The 20,571-nt window shown below is 54.3% G+C and carries 15 protein-coding genes; 14 read left to right on the forward strand and 1 reads right to left on the reverse strand.

Going from position 1 to position 20,571, the window contains the following annotated elements; translation table 11 throughout:
* Positions 1 to 88 precede the first annotated feature (88 nt).
* Positions 89 to 1,276: a sulfotransferase gene (locus tag HS100_02685; protein MBE7432799.1), complete on the forward strand. Its 1,188-nt coding sequence runs from the start codon at positions 89 to 91 to the stop codon at positions 1,274 to 1,276.
* 165 nt (positions 1,277 to 1,441) lie between these two features.
* Here the strand turns inward: HS100_02685 and lgt are convergent, their stop codons facing one another.
* A complete protein-coding gene (gene lgt, locus HS100_02690; GenBank protein MBE7432800.1) occupies positions 1,442 to 2,494 on the reverse strand; it encodes a prolipoprotein diacylglyceryl transferase in 1,053 nt (350 codons plus the stop codon).
* Between the two features lie 53 nt (positions 2,495 to 2,547).
* On the opposite strand from lgt, the gene HS100_02695 reads away from it, so the two are divergent.
* The 13 genes from HS100_02695 (at position 2,548) to cydD (ending at position 20,344) form a co-directional block, all read left to right on the forward strand.
* Positions 2,548 to 3,579, forward strand: a complete 1,032-nt coding sequence (locus tag HS100_02695; GenBank protein MBE7432801.1) for an ABC transporter permease — start codon at positions 2,548 to 2,550, stop codon at positions 3,577 to 3,579.
* A complete protein-coding gene (locus HS100_02700; GenBank protein ID MBE7432802.1) occupies positions 3,569 to 6,499 on the forward strand; it encodes an ABC transporter permease subunit in 2,931 nt (976 codons plus the stop codon). The genes HS100_02695 and HS100_02700 overlap by 11 nt, the downstream gene beginning before the upstream one ends.
* Before the next feature lie 308 nt (positions 6,500 to 6,807).
* The gene (locus tag HS100_02705) at positions 6,808 to 7,311 is read left to right on the forward strand and encodes an Rrf2 family transcriptional regulator (protein MBE7432803.1); all 504 of its coding nucleotides are present in this window, start codon (positions 6,808 to 6,810) and stop codon (positions 7,309 to 7,311) included.
* Positions 7,308 to 7,982 (forward strand): SCO family protein, encoded by a 675-nt coding sequence (locus HS100_02710; GenBank protein ID MBE7432804.1) that lies wholly within the window; start codon positions 7,308 to 7,310, stop codon positions 7,980 to 7,982. The genes HS100_02705 and HS100_02710 overlap by 4 nt, the downstream gene beginning before the upstream one ends.
* A 106-nt stretch (positions 7,983 to 8,088) precedes the next feature.
* Positions 8,089 to 8,676, forward strand: coding sequence for an SCO family protein (locus HS100_02715; protein MBE7432805.1), 588 nt, complete (start codon positions 8,089 to 8,091; stop codon positions 8,674 to 8,676).
* A gap of 111 nt (positions 8,677 to 8,787) precedes the next feature.
* Positions 8,788 to 8,925: a cytochrome c oxidase subunit 2A gene (locus HS100_02720; protein ID MBE7432806.1), complete on the forward strand. Its 138-nt coding sequence runs from the start codon at positions 8,788 to 8,790 to the stop codon at positions 8,923 to 8,925.
* Positions 8,922 to 9,422, forward strand: a complete 501-nt coding sequence (locus HS100_02725) for a cupredoxin domain-containing protein (protein ID MBE7432807.1) — start codon at positions 8,922 to 8,924, stop codon at positions 9,420 to 9,422. The genes HS100_02720 and HS100_02725 overlap by 4 nt, the downstream gene beginning before the upstream one ends.
* 16 nt (positions 9,423 to 9,438) lie before the next feature.
* A complete protein-coding gene (locus HS100_02730; protein ID MBE7432808.1) occupies positions 9,439 to 11,088 on the forward strand; it encodes a b(o/a)3-type cytochrome-c oxidase subunit 1 in 1,650 nt (549 codons plus the stop codon).
* Between the two features lie 58 nt (positions 11,089 to 11,146).
* A complete protein-coding gene (locus HS100_02735) occupies positions 11,147 to 13,519 on the forward strand; it encodes a cytochrome b N-terminal domain-containing protein (GenBank protein ID MBE7432809.1) in 2,373 nt (790 codons plus the stop codon).
* 17 nt (positions 13,520 to 13,536) lie between these two features.
* Positions 13,537 to 13,965 carry a hypothetical protein gene (locus HS100_02740; GenBank protein MBE7432810.1) on the forward strand — a complete coding sequence of 143 codons (429 nt, stop codon included), beginning with the start codon at positions 13,537 to 13,539 and terminating at the stop codon, positions 13,963 to 13,965.
* 245 nt (positions 13,966 to 14,210) lie between these two features.
* A complete protein-coding gene (locus HS100_02745) occupies positions 14,211 to 15,611 on the forward strand; it encodes a cytochrome ubiquinol oxidase subunit I (protein ID MBE7432811.1) in 1,401 nt (466 codons plus the stop codon).
* A gap of 10 nt (positions 15,612 to 15,621) precedes the next feature.
* Positions 15,622 to 16,647: a cytochrome d ubiquinol oxidase subunit II gene (cydB, locus tag HS100_02750; GenBank protein ID MBE7432812.1), complete on the forward strand. Its 1,026-nt coding sequence runs from the start codon at positions 15,622 to 15,624 to the stop codon at positions 16,645 to 16,647.
* A gap of 124 nt (positions 16,648 to 16,771) precedes the next feature.
* Positions 16,772 to 20,344, forward strand: a complete 3,573-nt coding sequence (gene cydD, locus HS100_02755; protein MBE7432813.1) for a thiol reductant ABC exporter subunit CydD — start codon at positions 16,772 to 16,774, stop codon at positions 20,342 to 20,344.
* The last annotated feature ends 227 nt before the right edge of the window (positions 20,345 to 20,571 follow it).

Here is a 20,571-nt window from a genome sequence, read left to right on the forward strand (position 1 = left end):
AAAACGGCTCAGCCCGAAATCTCAATTGCTGATAGAATTGACCGTTGGGGCATGACCCCATATGCAATCCTCAAGGATCCCGGCTTGAATGAAATATAATTTCCGCCTTTTCTGGCGAACCTTCTACCGCTCGTTCTTTGCCTTTAAAAACACACCCGCCCGCCTCACCAAAAAACGCTTTATTTTCCTCATCCTTTTCTATCTTGTCTGGCCCCTCGGCAGCCTGGTCCACTGGATGTGTTTCGCTCTCGACGACATCCTCTTCCCCAATTATAAAAACCATCCCATCGAAAAACCGCTGTTCATCCTTGGCAACTTCCGCAGCGGTTCGACCTTTCTTCACCGCCTGCTCTCGCGCGATTCAGAAACCTTTACCAGCCTCACAACCTGGGATATTTACCTTACGCCATCGGTGACGCAAAAAAAGATCACTCAATTCATCGCGCGCCTCGATAACAAGTTCTTTGGACGTAGCCTGCACCGCGCATTGTTCGCCTTCGACCGCGCCACGCTCGGCAAGATCAAGATCCACCCCATCTCCTTCTTCCAGCCTGAAGAGGACGAGAACATCCACATGCATATCTGGGACGGTTTCTTCGTCACCTTCCTCTTCCCCTTCATGGACGAGTTTCCCGATTACATCCACTTCGACGAAGCGCTCAGCCCCGAACGCAAAAAACGCATCATGACCTTCTACCGTTCGATGCTGCAGCGGCATTTGTATGCGAACGGCAATAAACATTTCGTGGCGAAGAACCCGGCGTTCAGCGCCAAGATCGAAACGCTGGTGGAATTCTTCCCTGATGCGCGCATCCTTTATCTTGCCCGCAATCCGCTCGACATGCTCCCCTCCACCGTCTCTTGGATCAACTACGCCCGCGGGCAGTTCACAGGACCTCATGACGGATATCTCTACACAGATGAGATCCTTGAGCTGACCCAGCACTGGTACCGCCATCCGCTTCAATATCTGGACTCGCATCCCTCCCCCCGCCACCTGATCGTCAATTACGAAGACCTGATCCAGCGCCCCGAAGCGGTCATTCGCGGATTCTACGAGCAGTTCGGCTATCCGGATAAACCCGGCTTGCCGATCATCATCGACCAGGCTGTGAAAGAAACACTTTCGTACAACAGCGATCACACCTATTCATATGAGGAGATGGGCTTTACCCGCGAGGGAATTGTTGAGCAATACAAAGACATCTTCGAGCGGTTCAAATTCGAAACCCGCGAAGAAATGATCCCCGTCAAACGGCTGGAATTGGAACACTGAAGAAACATGGCTCACCCCGAAATTAAGGTTTCGCGGGTGAGTTCGTTTTTAAGAACAAATGGGACGCTGATAAACGCTGAAAACGCGGATTTCTAATACCTTTTCCGCGTAAATCTGCGCTCGTCCGCGACCCAAATTAATTTCGGGGTTAATTATGTTTTCATGCTATTTCGACGGCTTCCTTCTTGTGGAAGTCGTTTTCCTCACCGCTGTCTTCTTAACCGGGGTCTTCGTCCGCGCAGGGAGTTTGCGTTTTACGACCGGCTCTTTCTGGTCCTCCTCGCTCCCGGCGGAAACGAGGCCCGCACCGGTGCTTCCGCTCCGGGCGCGGAGGGAGGCGGGTTTCTTCTCCACTTTTTTGATGAAGTATTCTTCCTCCCAGCCTTCCGCAAAAGAGAGTTGAAGTCTTCCGTTCCGCACAAGGAACATGACCACGCCCGTAACACCCATCAAAAATGCAATCAGCATCGAGGTGGTGATGAATGTATCGCCGAGTCTGGGCTGATCGGGGCGGAAGAATTCGATGACCGTTCGGTTGAACCCTGCAAAGATCAGCCAAAGACTGAAGACCGCGCCGGGTTTGAGCTCCTCTTCATTTTGGCGGGAATACCAGATGATGAAAAGATACGCGAGTACGTTCAGGATCATTTCGTAGGCGAATGTGGGATGGAAGCGCGTGGTCTCGACGGGATATTTCGCCAGGTCCGCGAATTGAACCAGACGGTGATCTGCGGGGATGGAAATGCCCCAGGGCAGGGTCGTCGGCGGGCCGTAAAGTTCCTGGTTGATGAAATTACCCAAACGACCGATCGCCTGACCGATCAAAGCCACCGGGGCGACAGAGTCTAGGAAGAGCCAGGTGTCGTATCCGTTCTTCCTTAGGTAGATGATCAGCACGATCGCGCCGAAGAGCAGGCCGCCGAAGATGTGCAATCCTGCGATCGGCGGGCGGATGATGGACACGGGGTCTTCAATATAGGAACGATTGCCTCCGATGATCGCATTCATCACGTACCATAAACGCGCGCCGAGGATGCCGGCCACCACCGCCCAGACCATCGCATCGATCAGGGCTTCGCTGTTCTCGCCGCGACGGCGTACCTCGCGTTCGGCAAGCCAGCCGCCGATCAGGACGCTCGACATGACGATCAAACCGTACCAGGTCAGGTCGATTTGCAAATTGAATAGCTTGAAACTGAAAATGACAGGGTCTATCATCGTTACCTCAGAGTTGATTTTCGAAGATTATATCACCCGCACACGTCGAAGACTTGAACGAAGGAAGTCCGCCGGATTCATGTTATTATCCCACCGACATGCTTGCTTTCATCGCAAAACGAATCGCTGGAATGGCGATTCTCCTTGCCGGGGTGAATTTCCTGGCATTCTCCTACGCACATTACGGACGATATGCGCAGATGGAAAACAATCCCATCTTTGCGCGGCAGGAAGAAACTCCCCCCGTCCTCCCCTTCTATCTGGAATACATAAACGCCTTTCGTAATGGCGAGCCTCCGCCTGTGCCCAATGCCGCAGGCCTGACCGTTCTCGATGTCGTGGAATCGGCTGCAGATGCCAGTTTTGGCTTGCTGGGCATCGCCTTCTCAGCCAGTCTTCTTTTTGGGGTGTTTCTCGGCATGCGAGCCGCGAAGACGAATCCGCCGCGCGTCAGCCGCTGGTTGATTCCCATCTCCACGATGAGCCTGGCGATGCCGGGTTTTTATGTGGGGGCTGTCTTGATCACCCTCTCCGTCCTTTATTTGTTTCTGACGCCATCCAGTAAAGGCGACCTTCCCTTCCCGCTTGGTGGATTCGGCTGGGATTCACATCTTGTATTCCCGGTCATCGCCCTTTCCTTCCGCCCCACTTTGCAGATTGCGCAAATGACCGCTTCGTTATTGAGCGACGAATTCCACAAAACCTACGTCACGGTCGCGCGCGGGCTCGGTCACTCGTGGCGGTTGGTAAAGATAAAAACAGCCCTGCGGAATATTTATGTGCCGATGTTCCAGGTCATCGCTTCTTCAATGAGTCTGATGATCGGCGAGCTCATCCTTGTCGAATGGCTGTTCGGCTGGCCCGGGCTTGGCAGGCAGTTGGCGCTTTCCATCCAGCCGCCGCAAACGGTCACCATTGCGGGCGGTGTTCTACCTTCAGCATATCTGCACGCGCCAACCGTCGCGACGGTGGTCACCGTATTGGGCGCGATCTTGATCATCTCGAATACAGCCGCTGGAATTCTGACATATTTCTCCGACCCGCGATTGAGGACCCATCCGCATGGAGGTGTAAATGCGGACTAAACCCCGCCTCAACCTTCCATTGGTTTTGGGTTTGTTCATCGTGGGTTTTTCCCTCACCCTTGCCTTTGCCGGACCCAGCCTTGCTCCGCGCAATCCCCTCGAAGAAACCCGCGTCATGCAGGTGGACGGCAAATTCGTCTCTGCGCCATTCCCGCCTTTCACGTATCCCGATTATCCATTGGGCACAGACGGTTGGGGGCGCGACGTGCTGAGTCAGGTGCTCTGGGCGTTACGCCCGACGTTGATCCTGACTGGTTATGTAGCCGCTCTTCGCCTGCTGATTGGGACGGTGATCGGACTACTGGCCGGATGGAACAAGAATGCGTTCGGGTCGTTCTTGAACGGACTCATCGGCGCCGCCCTCTCCATTCCAACTTTGCTGGTTGCGTTGGCGGTCGTTGCCCTGACGGGAGATGTATGGCAGCCTTGGGGATTCGTCCTCGGGTTATCGATCACCGGCTGGGCGGATTCGGCCCGGCTCGTCCGCGAACAGACCCGCGTGGCGCGGGAACAATCGTTCATCGAAGCCAGCCGATCATTGGGACAAAGCAATTGGGCGATTGTTTTCAATCATATTTTACGGCTCGTGCTCCCCTATGTTTGGATGTTGCTTGCGCTGGAGATCAGTTCCACGATTCTGCTCACCGCCGGGCTGGGATTCCTGGGTTATTACGTGGGCGGCGAAGTGTGGGTTTGGATCAGCGATACCACCGCCACACGCCTGCGCGGGATGCCGGAACTCGGGCAATTGCTTTCGGGCGTGAATGAGGATATTTACGTCAGCCCGTGGAAGTTGTTCGCGTCGGGAACTTTCGTCTTCATCACCGTGCTTGGATTCAATTTATTGGGTGAAGGCTTGCGCCGTGTTGCCAGTTCCGGCTCGCCTTCGCCGCGTTTCTTTGACTTATTCCTTCGTTTGCGTTGGGGATTGGAAGAATGGTTGATATCACCGATTAAGAAATCGGCGAAGGCATCTCCGTTTGCTTTTACCGTACTGGTCATTGGTTTATTGGCCGTCTTTATTGGAATATTCAATCAGGTAAAGACTTTGACTGAAACTCAGGTGAAACCGGCGCAATCACCGGGCGGGCATTTATGGTCGAGTCAGTACGGGTCGCCGTCAGCCACGCTATTTGTCAATGCGCCGGGGATCGAGTCACCGAAAGTAATGTGGGCTTTCAGCGATGCCCAAGGCTTCTCAGGCGGACCCGCCGTCGCCGCGGATGGAAGCGTGTATGTCCTCACCATGAACGGCTCCCTGCATGCTCTGAATCCGGATGGCTCGCTCAAGTGGACATCCTCCATCCGTGCTGGCGGAGTCGGCGCGCCCGGATTGGACGCCGAAGGCAATATCTATGTCACAGACATGCGCGGCGGGCTGACCTCCTTCACGTCAACCGGCGAAGAGCGCTGGTATCTTGAGATTCCAGATAGTTTCGAAGCCACATCCGGACCTGTGATCGGTAACAATAAAGTGGCATATTACATGGTAACCGGCAACATCCGCGCGGCCTCTTCGACCGGGACCCTTCTTTGGGATACTGCCGCTTTTTCCCGCCGAGTCACTTTTACACCCATCCTCAGCCCCGATGAAATGTTCATCTTTTTGCGAAATGCAGTGATCGATGCAACATCGGGCGAGATCCTCGAATTCGAGAGCCTGCCGCCCACCGAGCAGTTTCTGGTTGGGCAGAGCGGTTTGCTTTATGCCAGGATAGAGAACAAAATGACCGGCTGGGAATATATCGACGGGAAAGCCGAACAGCGCAGTTACATGGAATGGTCGCGCACGGCATTCTTTGGTTTCCCCGGCATGGCGGGTGTTTTTGTCGACGGCGGCATGTGGCTTCATTACTCCGGCGAAGGAACGGAGGACAGCAGCCTGCTCTGGCTCGATAAAAAGGGGAACATGCTCAACCGCGCTCAATTCCCGTACCGCCCGAGTGTGATCGGCGGCATGGACGAGAACTTTGTCTTTTACATTTGCGGAACGCGGGGCGATCATGCCGAATGCTCGGCGGTGGAAAAAGGGGCGCGCGAATCGAAATGGTCCCTGCCGCTCGAAGGATCCGTCGGTATTTCCGGTGTGGCGTTAATTCCCGGACAGTTGTACGTTGCTTCGGAAGAGGGGATGTTATATGCGATTGGGGATCAAACCTCAACGGTCATGCCTTCCAACACGTCCATGCAGACTCCAACCAAAACGGAGATCGCAAGCATTGAACCTGCTCGTACGGCTGCCATATCACCAACCAGCCCCTCCCCCAATCCAAGTTTCACTCAGTCAGCGAACCAAATAGAATCATCGATCCCCGCTGTGACAGTGGTTCCCGAGAAGACGGTGATCTTCGATTTTTTTGATAATTACTGCAATCTCGAGATCAGAATCGACGGAGATCAAATCACATGCCAAGACAATGATATCATCGCGCGGGAAGAAATCGGACTTTTCGAAACAGGTACGTTCTTTGGGAAGATCATTTCTATCCGGCTTTCAGAAGACAGGCTGATTTCGAGAGTTGTCCTTCGGACATCCGCAATCAAATTTTCCGCCTACGACACGCTCGAAGGATATGCAGGCTGTCTGGGAAATGCACACGGATGTTCAATCCTGTTTAGAATCTACTTTGCAGGGGAGGATAACGAAATCATCGAGTTATGGGTAATAGGTGAATTCTTCGACGGCAGGATCACAGAGATTGATTTTTCCCTTTCTTCCATCGCCGGGAGAACGGGCTCGCTTGTTTTACAGATGGATACCCTTAACATATCTAATGAAAACAGGGCAGCTTGGATAAATCCACGTATCCTGGGGGGTCCAGAGCCTGCTCCCTCCTCCACAGAAGTCCCGGCGCCCATGGTAACTGTGATTCCGGTGTCCCCGCTTGCAGTTACATTCACTATCACGCCTGTGCCATAGACTAGTAAAGATGCGGGATCATATCCAGTCGAAATAATCTTTCAAATCCTCATAGTTTATTTCAGGATGTTATTTACCGATGTACAAAGCAACGGGCATGGCGATTTTTCAATGGCAGACGAAGGATTCAACCAGGCATATCATGAGACCGGAAGGGTATTCGATTTCTTTACCCGATTGCTTCATTCGAATAATAAAAAGGAAATTTGTCACAGAACTACGTGATGAATAACACATCAATAGAATGGGGGAAATCCTTACAATCCCTGTAAACGTTGACACTTGGAGTCAACGTTCGACTCAAGAATATGTTCCGCGTAAACCGACAAACCGATTATGCCGTCCGTGTGGTGCTGGCTCTCTCCAAAAAGCCGGAGGGTACGCGCATCTCCACCGCAGGAATTGGCCGGGAAATGTTGATTCCCCCCGCCCTGCTGCAACGCATCGTTGCGGGATTGGCCAACGGCGGTTTCATCAAAACCCAACCAGGGCGCGACGGCGGCATCAGCCTGGCACACCTTCCCCGCCAGATCACCCTCCTGCAGATCGTGGAGCACTTTGAAGGCGATCTTGTCATATCCGCCTGCGTTCTCAAAGAGGGCGATTGCCCTTTCGAGAACAAATGCCCGGTGAGCTGCCAGTGGAAACGCCTCAACGACCTGCTTCGGGATGAAATGAGCCGCGTCACCTTTCAGCAGCTGGTGGAAGACGGCATTCAAATCGAATCCACATTGATGCACACCGCCTCGATCCCGCTGGATGTTGTTTCACCAACCGGGACACATTCCTCCACCGATCACGTTCCCGCATGAGCAAGCATTATTTCAACGGCATCTACGCCTTCGCTGCATTTCTTGTGATTTCCGCCTTTGCATTCAAGGTATTCCAACCCATCCAGGTCCTGCCGCGGATGCGGCTCTCACCCGCCTACAACTTTATCGACCAGGACAATCAACCCCTCACCAGCGAAACCCTGCGCGGACAGTTCGTGCTTTACTCCTTCACCTACACACATTGCCCCGAACCCTGCTACAACATGACAGAAACAATCCGGGAGATTCAAGCCCGCCTCGACGAAGTGGACCTGGGCGGCATTCCCGTTTCGTTCGTCACCATTTCCATCGACCCCGACCGCGACACGCCCGAAGTCTTGAGAGCGTACGGTGAATCGATCGGCGCTGATTTCGATCATTGGACGTTTGCGACCACAACGAATAAAGACTTATTGAAGACCGTCGTCGGCGCTGGGTTTGAAACGTATTACGAGGACAAGGGCGGCGGGAACATCACCTTCGATCCCGGTTATGTTCTTGTGGATGGCTGGGGCATCATCCGCTCGGAATATCGCTATACCACCGAAGTCTCCGACGCGGATCGCATCCTCCGCCACCTTGGCGTACTGGCAGAAGAAGTGCGGAACAGCACTGGCTCTTCCAAACTGGCATATGAAGCCGCGCATTTGTTCCTTTGTTATGCGCCGTAAGGATGCGTAGGGGCGACCCGGCACACAACTTGCAATACATCCTTGTGCCAGGGAGGGTCGCCCTGTGACGGTAAAAGGTGAATCAGAAGGTAATCAAGTAGATCATATGAGAGTAAAAGTTTTTCTTTCAGTTTTAGTTATTGTATTGGGTCTTGCGGCGGGATTCTATTTCTTCCGCCCGCATACCTTTCATGGCACGGTTATCCAATCGCCGGAGAGGTCGTTCGATTTCACTTTGACCGGCGCGCAAGGCGATGTGTCCCCAAGCGACTTCCGCGGCAAGATCGTTCTTCTTTATTTCGGTTACACCTTCTGCCCCGATATCTGCCCGGGGACCCTCGGCAATGTGGCGCAGGCACTGCGCGATATGGGCGCAAAAGCCGATGAGGTGCAGCTCATCATGGTTTCGCTCGACCCCGAACGCGACACGCCCGAAAAACTGGCGGAATATATGAAGCACTTCCATCCGTCATTTATCGGTGTGACCGGCCCGAAGGAACAATTGGACGAAGTCGCCTCGTTATACGGTATCTATTACCAAAAGACGGAAGGCAGCAATGCAACCGGCTATCTGATCGACCACACAGCCACCCTGCTCGTCCTCGACCGCGAGGGTTTTTTGAAAATGGTATTTCCATTCGGCGTGACCGCAAAGGAGATCGCCGATGATCTGAAGTACATGCTGCGTCAATAGGGAGGTGGAATCTGTACCAGCGAAGATAAAAGCCCATTTCCATTCCGCAGGTTGCGGCGCCGTCAGAAGCGGCAGTCATCTTGATTTCATTATTCAAAAGGAGAATGTACCATGGCGAAAAAAGATAAGGAAGACGATGAGTTTCGCCCGACCGGCACCATTACGGTTCTTGTGATCTTTGTAATCACACTCATCGCGATCTGGGCAACGATCTATATGATCCTTGTGGGGCGTGGAGGCACGCTATGAGCGCTCAAAAAATGCACATCGATTCCTACGAGCGGAATTGGATGATCTTCAGTTTCATCCTGCTGGTCTTATTCGCCTCCGCCGTCGCTGTAGCAGCGTTCGGGATGGGAATTCAAGTGCCCGCTCCCGAAGAGCGCGTGGACCCGCGCACCGTGGCGACCGATCCGAACAGCCCGTGGTCGAACCCCGGTTTGCGCGAGATCGCGCCTGGAAAATACGATGCCTACATTCTTGCGCGTGCGGTTCCCCAATGGGAATACCTGCCCAGGGAAATCACAGTTCCCGCCGGTTCCAGGGTGACCTTCTACGTCACCTCGCCCGATGTCCAGCACGGCTTCATGATCCAGAATACCAACGCCAATTTCATGGTGCTTCCCGGGCAGGTCTCGAAACTGACCGTGACCTTTAAAAACGAAGGCACCTACAACTTCATCTGCACGGAATTCTGCGGCGCAGGACACGGCGTAATGTATGGCGCGATCATTGTGACGCCGTAACGCAAGGAGAGACATCATGACACAATATCAAGTACCCGTTGCCGAGAAGAAATTCATCGGCTCGCATATCCTGGTCGCCATCCTCGCGCTTGCGGTGGGCAGTCTGTTTGGTCCATTGCAAGCCTTCGAACATGCGGGCTGGGATTTCTACACTTATCTCAAGCCGCTCATCAAGTCTTACTATCAAGGTCTCACCGTTCACGGCGTTTTGAATGCCCTGGTGTGGACGACCTTCTTTATCATGGGCTTCCTGACCTTCAATGTGGTATTCGGTCTCAAACGCCCGCTCAAGAACATCGTCCTCAACAAAGTCGGTTTCTGGATGATGGTTGTGGGCGTTGTCGCCGCGGCGATTCCGATCCTTGCCAACCAAGCCACCGTGTTGTTCACCTTCTACCCGCCGCTCAAAGCCAATCCGTTCTTTTATGTCGGTCTGACCCTCGTCGTGGTCGGCAGTTGGGTCGAAGGCTGGGGTCTGTTCATGACCTACAGCGACTGGCGCAAAGAGAACAAGAACGAACGCACCCCTTTCGTCGCCTTCGGTTCGCTCGTCACCGCCCTGCTGTGGCAGATCTGCACACTCGGCGTCGCCATCGAAATTCTGACCATGCTGCTGCCCTGGTCGCTCGGCTTGATCGACGGCGTGGACCCGCAACTGGCGCGCACCTATTTCTGGTTCACAGGCCATCCGCTCGTCTACTTCTGGCTTTTACCCGCCTACATCTCATGGTATGCCATGCTCCCCAAACAGGCTGGTAACGGCAAGATGTTCAGCGACTCGCTCGCCCGCCTCTCTTTCTGGCTCTTCCTCGTGCTCTCCACTCCCATTGGCATCCACCACCAATATGTGGATCCCGGCGTGCCCCCCACCTGGAAGTTCCTGCACTCGATGTTCACCTTCGGAGTTTTCTTCCCCTCAATGATGACCGCCTTCACGGTCATTGCCTCGCTCGAACACGGCGCACGCAAGAATGGCGGCAAAGGCGCACTGGGCTGGATCGGCAAACTGAACTGGAGCGACCCCTCCGTGGCTTCACAGTTGCTCGCCGGTCTCCTGTTCTTCTTTGGCGGCATTGGCGGTCTGGCAAATGCCTCCTACAACGTCAACCTTGTGCTGCATAACACCGCCTTCATCCCCGGTCACTTCCATCTCACCGTTGCAACCGCGGTCACATTGAGCTTCATCGGCATCTCCTACTGGCTTGTGCCGTATCTCACCGGGCGCAAACTCTGGCAGCCGAAATGGGCGACCATCCAGGCATGGGTGTGGTTCGTCGGCATGATCATCTTCTCCAATTCGATGCATGTACTCGGTCTGCTCGGCGCTCCCCGCCGCGTTCCGCTCGGGTTGGCTCCATATGTGCCCGCTGAATGGAGCGGCCGCCTCTTCCAGGTCGGTTTGGGAGGCGCGATCCTCTTCGTCAGCGGCCTGATCTATCTTGTCGTCATATACAAGACCGCCACCAATAAAGAGAGAGTCGAAAGCGAAGTGGAAGTTCCCATTGCCGAACCCATGCAAGACCCCGCCCTTGGTCCCGCCTGGCTCGATCGTTGGGCTCCGTGGATCTATGGCGCGCTCGCGCTCATCGTCCTCATGTACGGACCTGTGTTGTTCGAAATGATCCGAACCATGGCGCTCACCTCCCCCGGCTTCCGGGTTTGGTAGCAGGTAAATCAAGTGACAGTCACCTTGAAGGTGGCTGTCACTTTGCTTGTCGCAACAAATGACCACTCCCCCCAACAAAAAACAACTGACCGACATCCTTTCCGAACGCAATCCCAGCGTGGATTGGAAAACCCGCCTCGATTCTCCAAGCCGGAAATTGATTCGGTTTCTCGAAGGCATTTCACTTCGCCTTGAGTCTCCCCTCAGCCGGTTGATCCGCGATCCGCGCTTCAATCCCCTCTATCACACCGGGACGATCACCATCTTTTTACTCGTTGTAATCCTGCTCACCGGCATTTACCTGACCATGTTCTATCCATTCGGGTTTACCATTTCCTACAAAGCTGTTGCAAGCATGGAAGCGAACGCCATCAGCCGTATCATCCGCGCCATGCACCGCTACGCCTCAGATGCCGCCGTCATCTTTGCCTTACTTCATGGGTGGCGCACATTCTTTCAAGACCGTTTTCGCGGTCCGCGCTGGCTGGCGTGGGTGACAGGCGTGGGTACGGCGGTCGTGGTCTGGTTCATCGGCATCACCGGATATTGGCTGATCTGGGACCAGCGAGCCGCGCTGCTGAACCAGAGTCTGTTCAAAGTCCTCGGTGGATTCAAGTCCGGTCAAACCTTCATTGTGGATTATCTCGTCGGTGATGCGGCCGGCACGGGCTGGGTTTTCATGATGATCGTGGTCGTACTGCACCTCGGTCTCTCCGCGTTGACGGCATACTTCCTTTGGCTGCATCTCAAACGCATGAGCCGTGCCAAATGGATGCCGCCGCGTTACTGGATGGCGATCTCCATTTTTGTCCTGCTTATTGCATCCGTTCTCTTCCCGCTTGGCATGCTGCCCGCCCTCAATGACGCGCAACTGACTGCACAAGCCCCCATTGACCTTTTCTATCTATTCTATCTCCCAACCTTCCTGCGCGGACCGCAAGCCCTGTTTTGGAGTGTCCTGTTTTTCATCGTTGGCATTGTCACAGCCCTGCCGTGGATCATGCCGCAATCGAAAGCGCTTCAACCCGTCCGCGTGGATTTAGCCAACTGCGACGGCTGCACGCTCTGCGAACGCGATTGCCCCTACCTCGCCATCAAAATGATTCCGCGCACTGATGGGGCGCGCCCGAAATTTCAAGCCGACATTGACCCGAATCTCTGCGTTGCATGCGGCGTGTGCATCGGCAGCTGCCCCGATAACGCGCTGGCATTTGGCGACATTCCGCTCGACCCAATGTGGAAGACAACCCTTAGCCATATTGCTCAAAGCGGCGTCCCCGCCGCCGAGGACGGCAGCGGGAGCAATCACAAAATCAAAGTCGTGTTCACCTGCGAACGTCACGCCATGCACGGCGTCGGCGATCAATTCAACGACCTGAATGTTCATATTGTTCCACTAACCTGCATCGCCATGGCAAACCCAAACCTCGCCGCTCAGGCGCTCGAAGCGGGCGCAGGCATTGTGCAGTTCATCGGCTGTCCGCCCGAAGATTGCGCCAACCGCGAAGGCAACACCTGGCTCAATGACCGCGTCAATGGCGAACGTCTCCCCAAGCTCAAACCCAATTTGATTCCGCTCGTCTACACAGCCTGGGCGGCGCCCACAGATTTCGGTCGCGCGATCAAGTCACAGGTCAAGTCTGAAGCGGATACGTTCAGGTTCAAACCGAATCAAAGCCACTTGAAATTCATCCTGCCCCTGCTTGGCGTGATGGCGGTTGTCACCGCGATTCAAATCTGGCTGAGTGACCGCCCGGTAAATTTTTACGACGAGGATTCTGCTTCTCTCGCGATTCAGATGACTCATCACAGCGGATATGCCATTCAAGACGTCCCGCCTCCCCCGACCATCGAGCCTGATCTTGCCCAGCCAATCCGGCTTACGCTGGAGGTGGATGGCAATTTGCTCTTCGACGAAACTTATACCGCGAGCGACAATCACATCAACCAGGGCGCGCGCATCTTTGAGCAGGTCTTTCTCTCTCCTGGAAAGCATCACGTTACGATAAAAATGTACGACCGCCCCAATGCTGCATTTGAGCAGACTCTTTTCGATGATGCGATCTATTTGGATCCGCGCCAGGCATTGACCATCAATTTCCGAGATATGCACATCCCCGACCCGGCGGCGGGCGAACAGATCTATCAAGAAACTGCCTCAGGCGTGAATGCAGGATGCCGCATCTGTCATTCTCTCGTTGAAAATGAACGCATCATCGGCCCGTCGTTTTATGGCATCGCAGACCGCGCCGCGGAACGCGTCCCCGGCATGACCGCCGAGGAATATTTGCGTCAGTCCATCCTCGAGCCGAATGCTTTCGTCGTACCGGGTTATCCCGAAGGGCAGATGATCCAAAACTTTGGCGATATCCTGACCGGGGAGCAGATCCAGGATTTGATCGCCTTCCTGATGACGTTGAAGGAAGAATAAGAATCAAAAGAGGAATCATGAAACGAATTTACCTAATCGCTTTAGTCATTGCGTTGACACTTACAGCCTGCTTTCCGCGCCGCAAGCCCGCCCCCCTCGGCGCGGATGCTCCCGCCGACAACGTGCCGGACATCACCGGTTCATTTGCCTTGAACGCCACCGACAACATGGGCGAACGATACGGCGGGACGCTGACGGTCTTCGCGGGTGATGCTCCGGGCGAGTTCAAATTGCAATGGCTGGTCTCCGGCGATATTCAGGAAGGCGAAGGGACCCTCGCAGGCAACCAACTCACGTTCACATGGCGCAGCATCTCCGGCACCGATCAATATCTCTCGGGCCATGGGGTCTACACCGTCACCATCAATGGCGAGTTATACGGCGAACGGTTTATTGATGGTGTGGAAGGACCGGGGATCGAATCGGCGTACCCAAATTCGAAGTAAGACGGGAAACACGCACCAAAAAGCATCGGGGAACGGTTCGATGCTTTTATGATCCCTTGTCGCATAATGAAATAAAAAAATTACGCATTGAAATATATAGATTACAATCTGCATAACAAGCCGTGACATTATTCACATCTTTACGAGAATCGGAATGTTTACAATACCAGCAATCGATTATCAAAATCATCAAGGTTTAGACCAATTGGATAAGGTTAGCCGGTTATTTTTTGGAGAATACATACATGGATCCAATCACTCTCTCACGGTGGCAGTTCGGTCTCACGACCGTATACCACTTCCTATTCGTCCCCCTTACCCTCGGGCTTTCCTGGTTCGTAGCCTACTTCCAAACCCGCTACTACCAGACCAGGGATGAGGCTTTCCGAAAAATGGCGAAATTCTGGGGAAAACTATTCCTCATCAACTTCGCCATTGGTGTTGTCACCGGCATCGTGCAGGAATTTCAGTTCGGTATGAACTGGTCTGAATATTCCCGCTACGTCGGCGATATCTTCGGCGCTCCGCTCGCCATCGAAGCCTTGTTGGCATTCTTCCTCGAATCGACTTTCCTCGGTGTGTGGATCTTCGGTGAGCGAAAAGTCTCGGAGAAGGCGCATCTTGCCTCGATCTGGCTTGTCGCCATCGGCTCGAACCTTTCTGCCCTCTGGATACTGCTCGCCAACGGCTGGATGCAGCATCCCGTCGGTTATGTGATCAACGAAGTCACAGGACGCGCCGAACTGGTGAACTTCTTTGCGCTGGTCGCGAATCCCAAAGGCTGGTTGTTCTTTTGGCACACTATCGCCGCAGGACTTGCCACCGCCAGTTTCTTCATCATCGGCATCAGCGCATATCACATCGCCCGCAGGCAAAACGTGGACTTGTTCAAGCGCTCATTCCTTCCCGCAGCCATTGTCGGTTTGATTTCCAGCACGCTGGTCTTCTTCGGCGGTCATACCAACGGTCAGTTCATGTTCGAGACCCAGCCGATGAAATTCTCCGCCATCGAAGCGCACTGGGAAACCTCCGCGCCAGCCGATTTCTCCATCCTCACCATCGGCGACTTGAGTGGAAAGCGCGAGGTGTGGTCGTTTCGCACCAGTCAGATCGGCATGCCCGGAGTCTTAAGCTTCCTGGCTTGTAACAACTTCGAGTGCGAAGTGCGAGGCGTGAATGATATCCAGGCAGAGTATGAAGCGTTGTACGGTCCCGGAGATTACATCCCGCTCATGGTCGTTACTTATTGGACGTTCCGCTTCATGATGACCATCGGTTTATTGATGATGATTCTCGCGTTCCTCTTCCTGCTCGCAACGCGCGGCAAGTATGAAAACACAAAATGGATGAAGTGGGTGCCCTGGACGATTGCCCTGCCCTACATTGCCAACATGAGCGGCTGGGTGTTGACCGAAATGGGACGCCAGCCGTGGATCGTGCAAGGCTTGCTGAAGGTGGAAGATGCAGTTTCACCCAACCTGACCACTGTTGACCTGCTCATCTCATTGATCGGTTACACCGTTGTGTACGGGACTCTGGCGGTCGCCATGGTGTACCTGATGAAAAAATACGCCACTGCCGGACCTGAAGCCGCCATGCACGAATCGGTGGACGTCGCGCCTGCCCTCGTCGGCGCGGATGACTAGGAGTTAAAACATGTCTTACGAATTTCTTCAAATCCTTTGGTTTATCTTGATCGCCGTGTTGTGGATCGGCTTCTTCTTCCTCGAAGGTTTCGATTTCGGCGTGGGTATGCTGCTGCCCTTCCTCGGCAAAAAGGACGAAGAGCGACGCGCCATCATCAACGCGATTGGTCCCACCTGGGATGGCAACGAAGTCTGGCTGTTGACGGCTGGCGGCGCGATGTTCGCGGCATTCCCTCACTGGTACGCCACCATGTTCAGCGGCTTCTATCTCGCGCTCTTCCTGCTGCTGGTCGGGTTGATCATCCGCGGCATTTCCTTCGAGTATCGCTCGAAGGACGCCAACCCGAAGTGGCGCAATCGTTTCGACTGGATGATCGCCGTTGGCTCGTTCCTCGCTTCGCTTTTGCTCGGCACCGCATTTGCAAACCTCGCGCGCGGCGTGCCCATCAATGCAGACATGATGTACACGGGCAATCTCTTCACCCTGCTCAATCCGTTCGGTCTGCTCGGCGGGCTGACGATGGTGACGGTCTTCCTGCTTTACGGCGCGACCTTCCTCACCCTCAAACTCGAAGGCGAAATGTGCGAACGCGCCCGCGAACTTTCGAAAAAACTTTATATTGCCTCGGCAGTCGTGGTCATCCTGCTGGCGGTCTTCACCTACATCGAAACGGACATCACCACCAAGATCGGCGTTGACCCGGGCTTCATCCCCGTTGCGTCTGTGGTTGCGATGCTCGTGGTCATCTTCTTTATCAACCGCAAGATGGAAGGCTGGGCGTTCGTCACAGTCGCGCTTCACATCGTGCTGACACAGGTCGCGTTCTTCACGTTGATGTTCCCGCGCGTGATGATCTCCAGCACCAACCCCGCCTACTCGTTGACCATCTACAACGCCTCGTCTTCGCAATACACGCTGACGGTCATGTCCATTGTGGCGTTGGTCTTTGTCCCGATCGTGCTCGCCTACCAAGGCTGGACGTACTACCAGTTCCGCAAACGTGTCAGCACCGACAAGAAAAGTCTCGTTTACTAATTCGGTTGTAAGTTGAATGTTGGCAGGTTGAAGGTCTCACCCTGAGGTCATCGAAGGGTATACTGACCTCGACCTGCCAGTTTTATTAACCTGAATCTTTCTATCTGAAACCTTCAACCGAATCATGCATCGCCGACTTCTATCTCTCACCCGCGATACTCGCATCTCTCTGACTTTAACGGTTCTTGCTGCACTTTTAGCCGGATTCCTGACCATTTGGCAGGCATGGCTACTCAGCACTGTGATCGACGGAGTCTTCCTCCAAAAGCAGACTCTCACACAAGTCACCACACCCCTCATCTTCATCCTCATCGCCATCAGCGGACGTGCCTTGCTGACTTGGGTCAACGAAGTCGCCGCCAATGCGGTTGCCGTCAGAATCAAAACCGACCTGCGCGAACGGCTCTTCGCCCACATCCTCAAACTGGGTCCCGCCTACTCGCGTGGACAACGCACTGGCGAGCTGACCACCGCCGCCATCGAAGGCATTGAAACCTTGGATGCCTATTTCAGCCAGTACCTGCCGCAACTAGTCATCACGGCTCTTGTCCCCCTTTCCATTCTCGTCTTCGTCTTTCCTATTGACCTGCTCACTGGCTTTGTTTTTCTCATTACCGCGCCATTGATTCCATTTTTCATGATCATCATTGGCAAAGGCGCGGAGGCGGTTACCAAACGCCAGTACGAAACCCTGCGCCTGCTCAGCGCCCACTTCCTCGACAGCCTGCAAGGGCTGACCACGCTCAAACTCTTCGGTCAATCGAAGGGACAGGCGAAGAACATTGCCAAAGTCTCCGAGCAATACCGCGACAGGACGCTCGGCGTGCTGCGCATCACCTTCCTCTCCGCGCTCGCGCTGGAAATGCTCGCCACCATCAGCACCGCCCTCGTCGCTGTGGAGATCGGCTTCCGCCTGCTCTACGACCGCATGGACTTTCTACCCGCACTCTTCCTGCTCGTGCTCGCCCCCGAGTTCTACATGCCCCTGCGCGCCCTCGGAGCAAGATTCCACGCCGGTATGAATGGCACCACGGCAGCGAAGCGGATTTATGAGATTTTGGATACGCCAGTAACTAGTGACCAGGTATCAGTGACTAGTGATCAGGTTAGTGAGTTCAACGGTATCGAAATAAAAAATGTTTCATTTACCTATCCCAATGAAACATCATCTGCCTTGCAGGACATAAACCTTACAATCAAACAGGGACAACACATCGCCCTCGTCGGCAAAACCGGCGCAGGCAAATCCACCCTCGCCCAATTATTACTCGGCTTTATCCAACCAACACAAGGCAGTATCACGTTTCACTCATTACTTATCACCCATCCCCAATCCCTGATCTCTTGGGTTCCCCAACGCCCGCACCTCTTTCACACCAGCATCGCCGAAAACATCCGCCTCGGCAAAGCGGACGCGACCCACGCAGAAGTGATTCAAGCCGCCAAAGCCGCGCGCCTGCATGACTTCATTGAATCGCTGCCTGAAAAATATGAAACCATCATTGGCGAAAGCGGCGCACGCCTCTCCAGCGGACAAGCCCAACGTCTCGCCCTCGCCCGCGCCTTCCTCAAAGACGCGCCCATCCTTATCCTCGACGAACCCACCTCCGCGCTCGACCCCGAAACCGAATCCCTGCTCGAAGAATCCACCCGCGAACTCATGCATGGACGCACCGTCATCACGATTGCCCATCGTCTCAACACCATCTTCCAAGCCGACCAGATCATCGTCCTCGACGAAGGCAGGATCATCGAACAAGGCACACACAAAGAACTCGTTGCAAAGAACGGCATGTATGCGAGCATGGTTAGAATGTACGAGTTACAAGTTACAGGTTACAAGTTGCAAGTTGAAGAGCCATTACCTTCAGAATCTACTCAACAACCTGCAACCTTAAACCTGCAACCTTCAACGCTCAATCGTCAATCGCAAATCGTAAATCCAAAATCAAAAATCCTTCCCCGCCTCCTCCAATTCCTCCGCGGCAACTGGCATCGTGTCGCGCTCTCCGTCCTGCTTAGTTCCATCACCATCCTCGCCAGCGTCGCGCTCATGGGCACCTCCGCATGGCTGATCTCCACCGCCGCCATCGCCGTCTCTGTCGCGGACCTCGGCGTCTCCACCGTCGGCACGCGCTTCTTCGGCATCACCCGCGCCGTCTTCCGCTACCTCGAACGCCTCGTCTCGCACGACGTCGCCTTCCGTCTGCTCGCCAAACTGCGCGTGTGGTTCTACGAAAAACTCGAACCCCTCGCCCCCGCCCGCCTGATGAACTTCCGCTCGGGTGACTTGCTTGCCTGCGTCATCGGCGATGTGGAAACCTTGGAAAATTTCTACGTCCGCGTCGTTTCGCCGCCGTTGACCGCCATCGTCGTTGGACTCTTCACTGCCATCTTCCTCGCTTCTTTCTACCCGCTGCTTGCTCCTGTCTATTTGACCTTTTATCTCAGCCTCGGCTTGATCCTGCCCATCCTCGCGCAAACGACCAGCCGCACATCCGCTGAGCAGACCATCTCCCTTCGAGCCGACTTGCAAACGAAACTCGTAGATGGCATTCAAGGCATGGCAGACCTCATCGCTTACAGTCGCGCCGATGAACGCCTTAAGCAAATTGCAGCCAATGCAGACGAGTACGGCAACGCCCAACGCCGCATGGCGCGTGTGACGGGCATCCACTCTGCCATTGGAACCCTGCTCACCAACCTCGGCATGTGGACAATTCTCTTCCTGACCATTCCACAGATCATCAACGGCGAGATCGCCGGTCCCATGCTAGCTTCGCTGACCCTGCTCACCTTCGCTTCGTTCGAAGCCGTGACTCCCCTGCCCCTCGCCGCCCAAATGTGGAACTCCGCCCGTGAAGCAGCAAGAAGATTGTTTGAGGTGGTGGATACAGAGCCAGAGATCAGTGATCAGTTATCAGTGACCAGTGAGCAGTCATCAATTAACAATCAGCAATTACAAATTACCAATCTCTCATTCACTTACCCATCCCAAATCACCCCTGCCCTCCACAACCTAACCTTCGACCTGCGACCTTTAACTTCCCTCGCCATTGTCGGACCGAGCGGTGCGGGCAAGAGCACCATTGCCAACCTGCTCCTCCGCTTCTGGGATTACCAAGTAGGAGAAATCACTCTCGGCGGAGAATCGCTCAAAGCACTGAATCAGGACGAGGTCCGCGCGAGATGCGGGTACGTATCGCAGAACACTTACTTCTTCAACACATCCATTTATGAAAATCTGCGCTTCGCCCGCAAGAAAGTCGCACGCGAAGAAGTGGAAGCGGCATGTAAGTCTGCCCAAATCCACGACTTCATCATGAGCCTGCCCAAAGGCTACGACACGCTGATCGGCGAGCAGGGGCTGCGACTCTCCGGCGGCGAACGCCAACGATTGGCGATTGCGCGCGCGCTGATCAAAGATGCGCCGGTCTTGATCCTGGATGAACCGACCGCCAACCTCGACCCACTCACCGAACAGCAGGTTTTGAAAACCTTGTTCAAGGTGATGAACCAAAAGACCTCGTTATTGATCACACATCGCTTGATCGGCTTGGAGAATGTGGATGAAATTCTCGTCATGAATCACGGACAGGTCATCGAGCGCGGCACCCATGCCGGACTTTCGGGCAAGGACACGTTTTATCGCCGTCTGCTCGATTTACAAAACCGTATACTCGAAGAAGAATTTTAATATTTCCACCGCTTGCGCCCCCCCTATATAAGTGCTATAATCCTGTCATCTCCCCAGACGCTTTAAAATCGAATCGTTCAATAAAAGTAACGGTTTAGTTGCGTCTGTCCGTTGAAACCGAAACCCTTGATCGAAACCCCAACTTCACCGGCAACATCCTGAGGAAACCACCAGCCCAAAGCGGGGACTGGTCTTTTCGCATTCCATTCCAATCCTTTCAAAAGAGA

This window comes from Anaerolineales bacterium, from assembly GCA_015075725.1.
GTDB lineage: Bacteria > Chloroflexota > Anaerolineae > Anaerolineales > Villigracilaceae > Villigracilis.

Excerpts from the sequence above, each read along its gene's own strand:
- HS100_02715 (MBE7432805.1), top strand. The coding sequence starts at position 8,089 with ATGAGAGTAAAAGTTTTTCTTTCAGTTTTAGTTATTGTATTGGGTCTT.
- HS100_02745 (MBE7432811.1), top strand. The coding sequence starts at position 14,211 with ATGGATCCAATCACTCTCTCACGGTGGCAGTTCGGTCTCACGACCGTA.
- HS100_02705 (MBE7432803.1), top strand. The coding sequence starts at position 6,808 with ATGTTCCGCGTAAACCGACAAACCGATTATGCCGTCCGTGTGGTGCTG.
- HS100_02735 (MBE7432809.1), top strand. The coding sequence starts at position 11,147 with ATGACCACTCCCCCCAACAAAAAACAACTGACCGACATCCTTTCCGAA.
- HS100_02685 (MBE7432799.1), top strand. The coding sequence starts at position 89 with ATGAAATATAATTTCCGCCTTTTCTGGCGAACCTTCTACCGCTCGTTC.
- HS100_02730 (MBE7432808.1), top strand. The coding sequence starts at position 9,439 with ATGACACAATATCAAGTACCCGTTGCCGAGAAGAAATTCATCGGCTCG.
- HS100_02725 (MBE7432807.1), top strand. The coding sequence starts at position 8,922 with ATGAGCGCTCAAAAAATGCACATCGATTCCTACGAGCGGAATTGGATG.
- HS100_02740 (MBE7432810.1), top strand. The coding sequence starts at position 13,537 with ATGAAACGAATTTACCTAATCGCTTTAGTCATTGCGTTGACACTTACA.
- cydD (MBE7432813.1), top strand. The coding sequence starts at position 16,772 with ATGCATCGCCGACTTCTATCTCTCACCCGCGATACTCGCATCTCTCTG.
- HS100_02710 (MBE7432804.1), top strand. The coding sequence starts at position 7,308 with ATGAGCAAGCATTATTTCAACGGCATCTACGCCTTCGCTGCATTTCTT.
- HS100_02700 (MBE7432802.1), top strand. The coding sequence starts at position 3,569 with ATGCGGACTAAACCCCGCCTCAACCTTCCATTGGTTTTGGGTTTGTTC.
- lgt (MBE7432800.1), bottom strand. The coding sequence starts at position 2,494 with ATGATAGACCCTGTCATTTTCAGTTTCAAGCTATTCAATTTGCAAATC.
- HS100_02720 (MBE7432806.1), top strand. The coding sequence starts at position 8,788 with ATGGCGAAAAAAGATAAGGAAGACGATGAGTTTCGCCCGACCGGCACC.
- cydB (MBE7432812.1), top strand. The coding sequence starts at position 15,622 with ATGTCTTACGAATTTCTTCAAATCCTTTGGTTTATCTTGATCGCCGTG.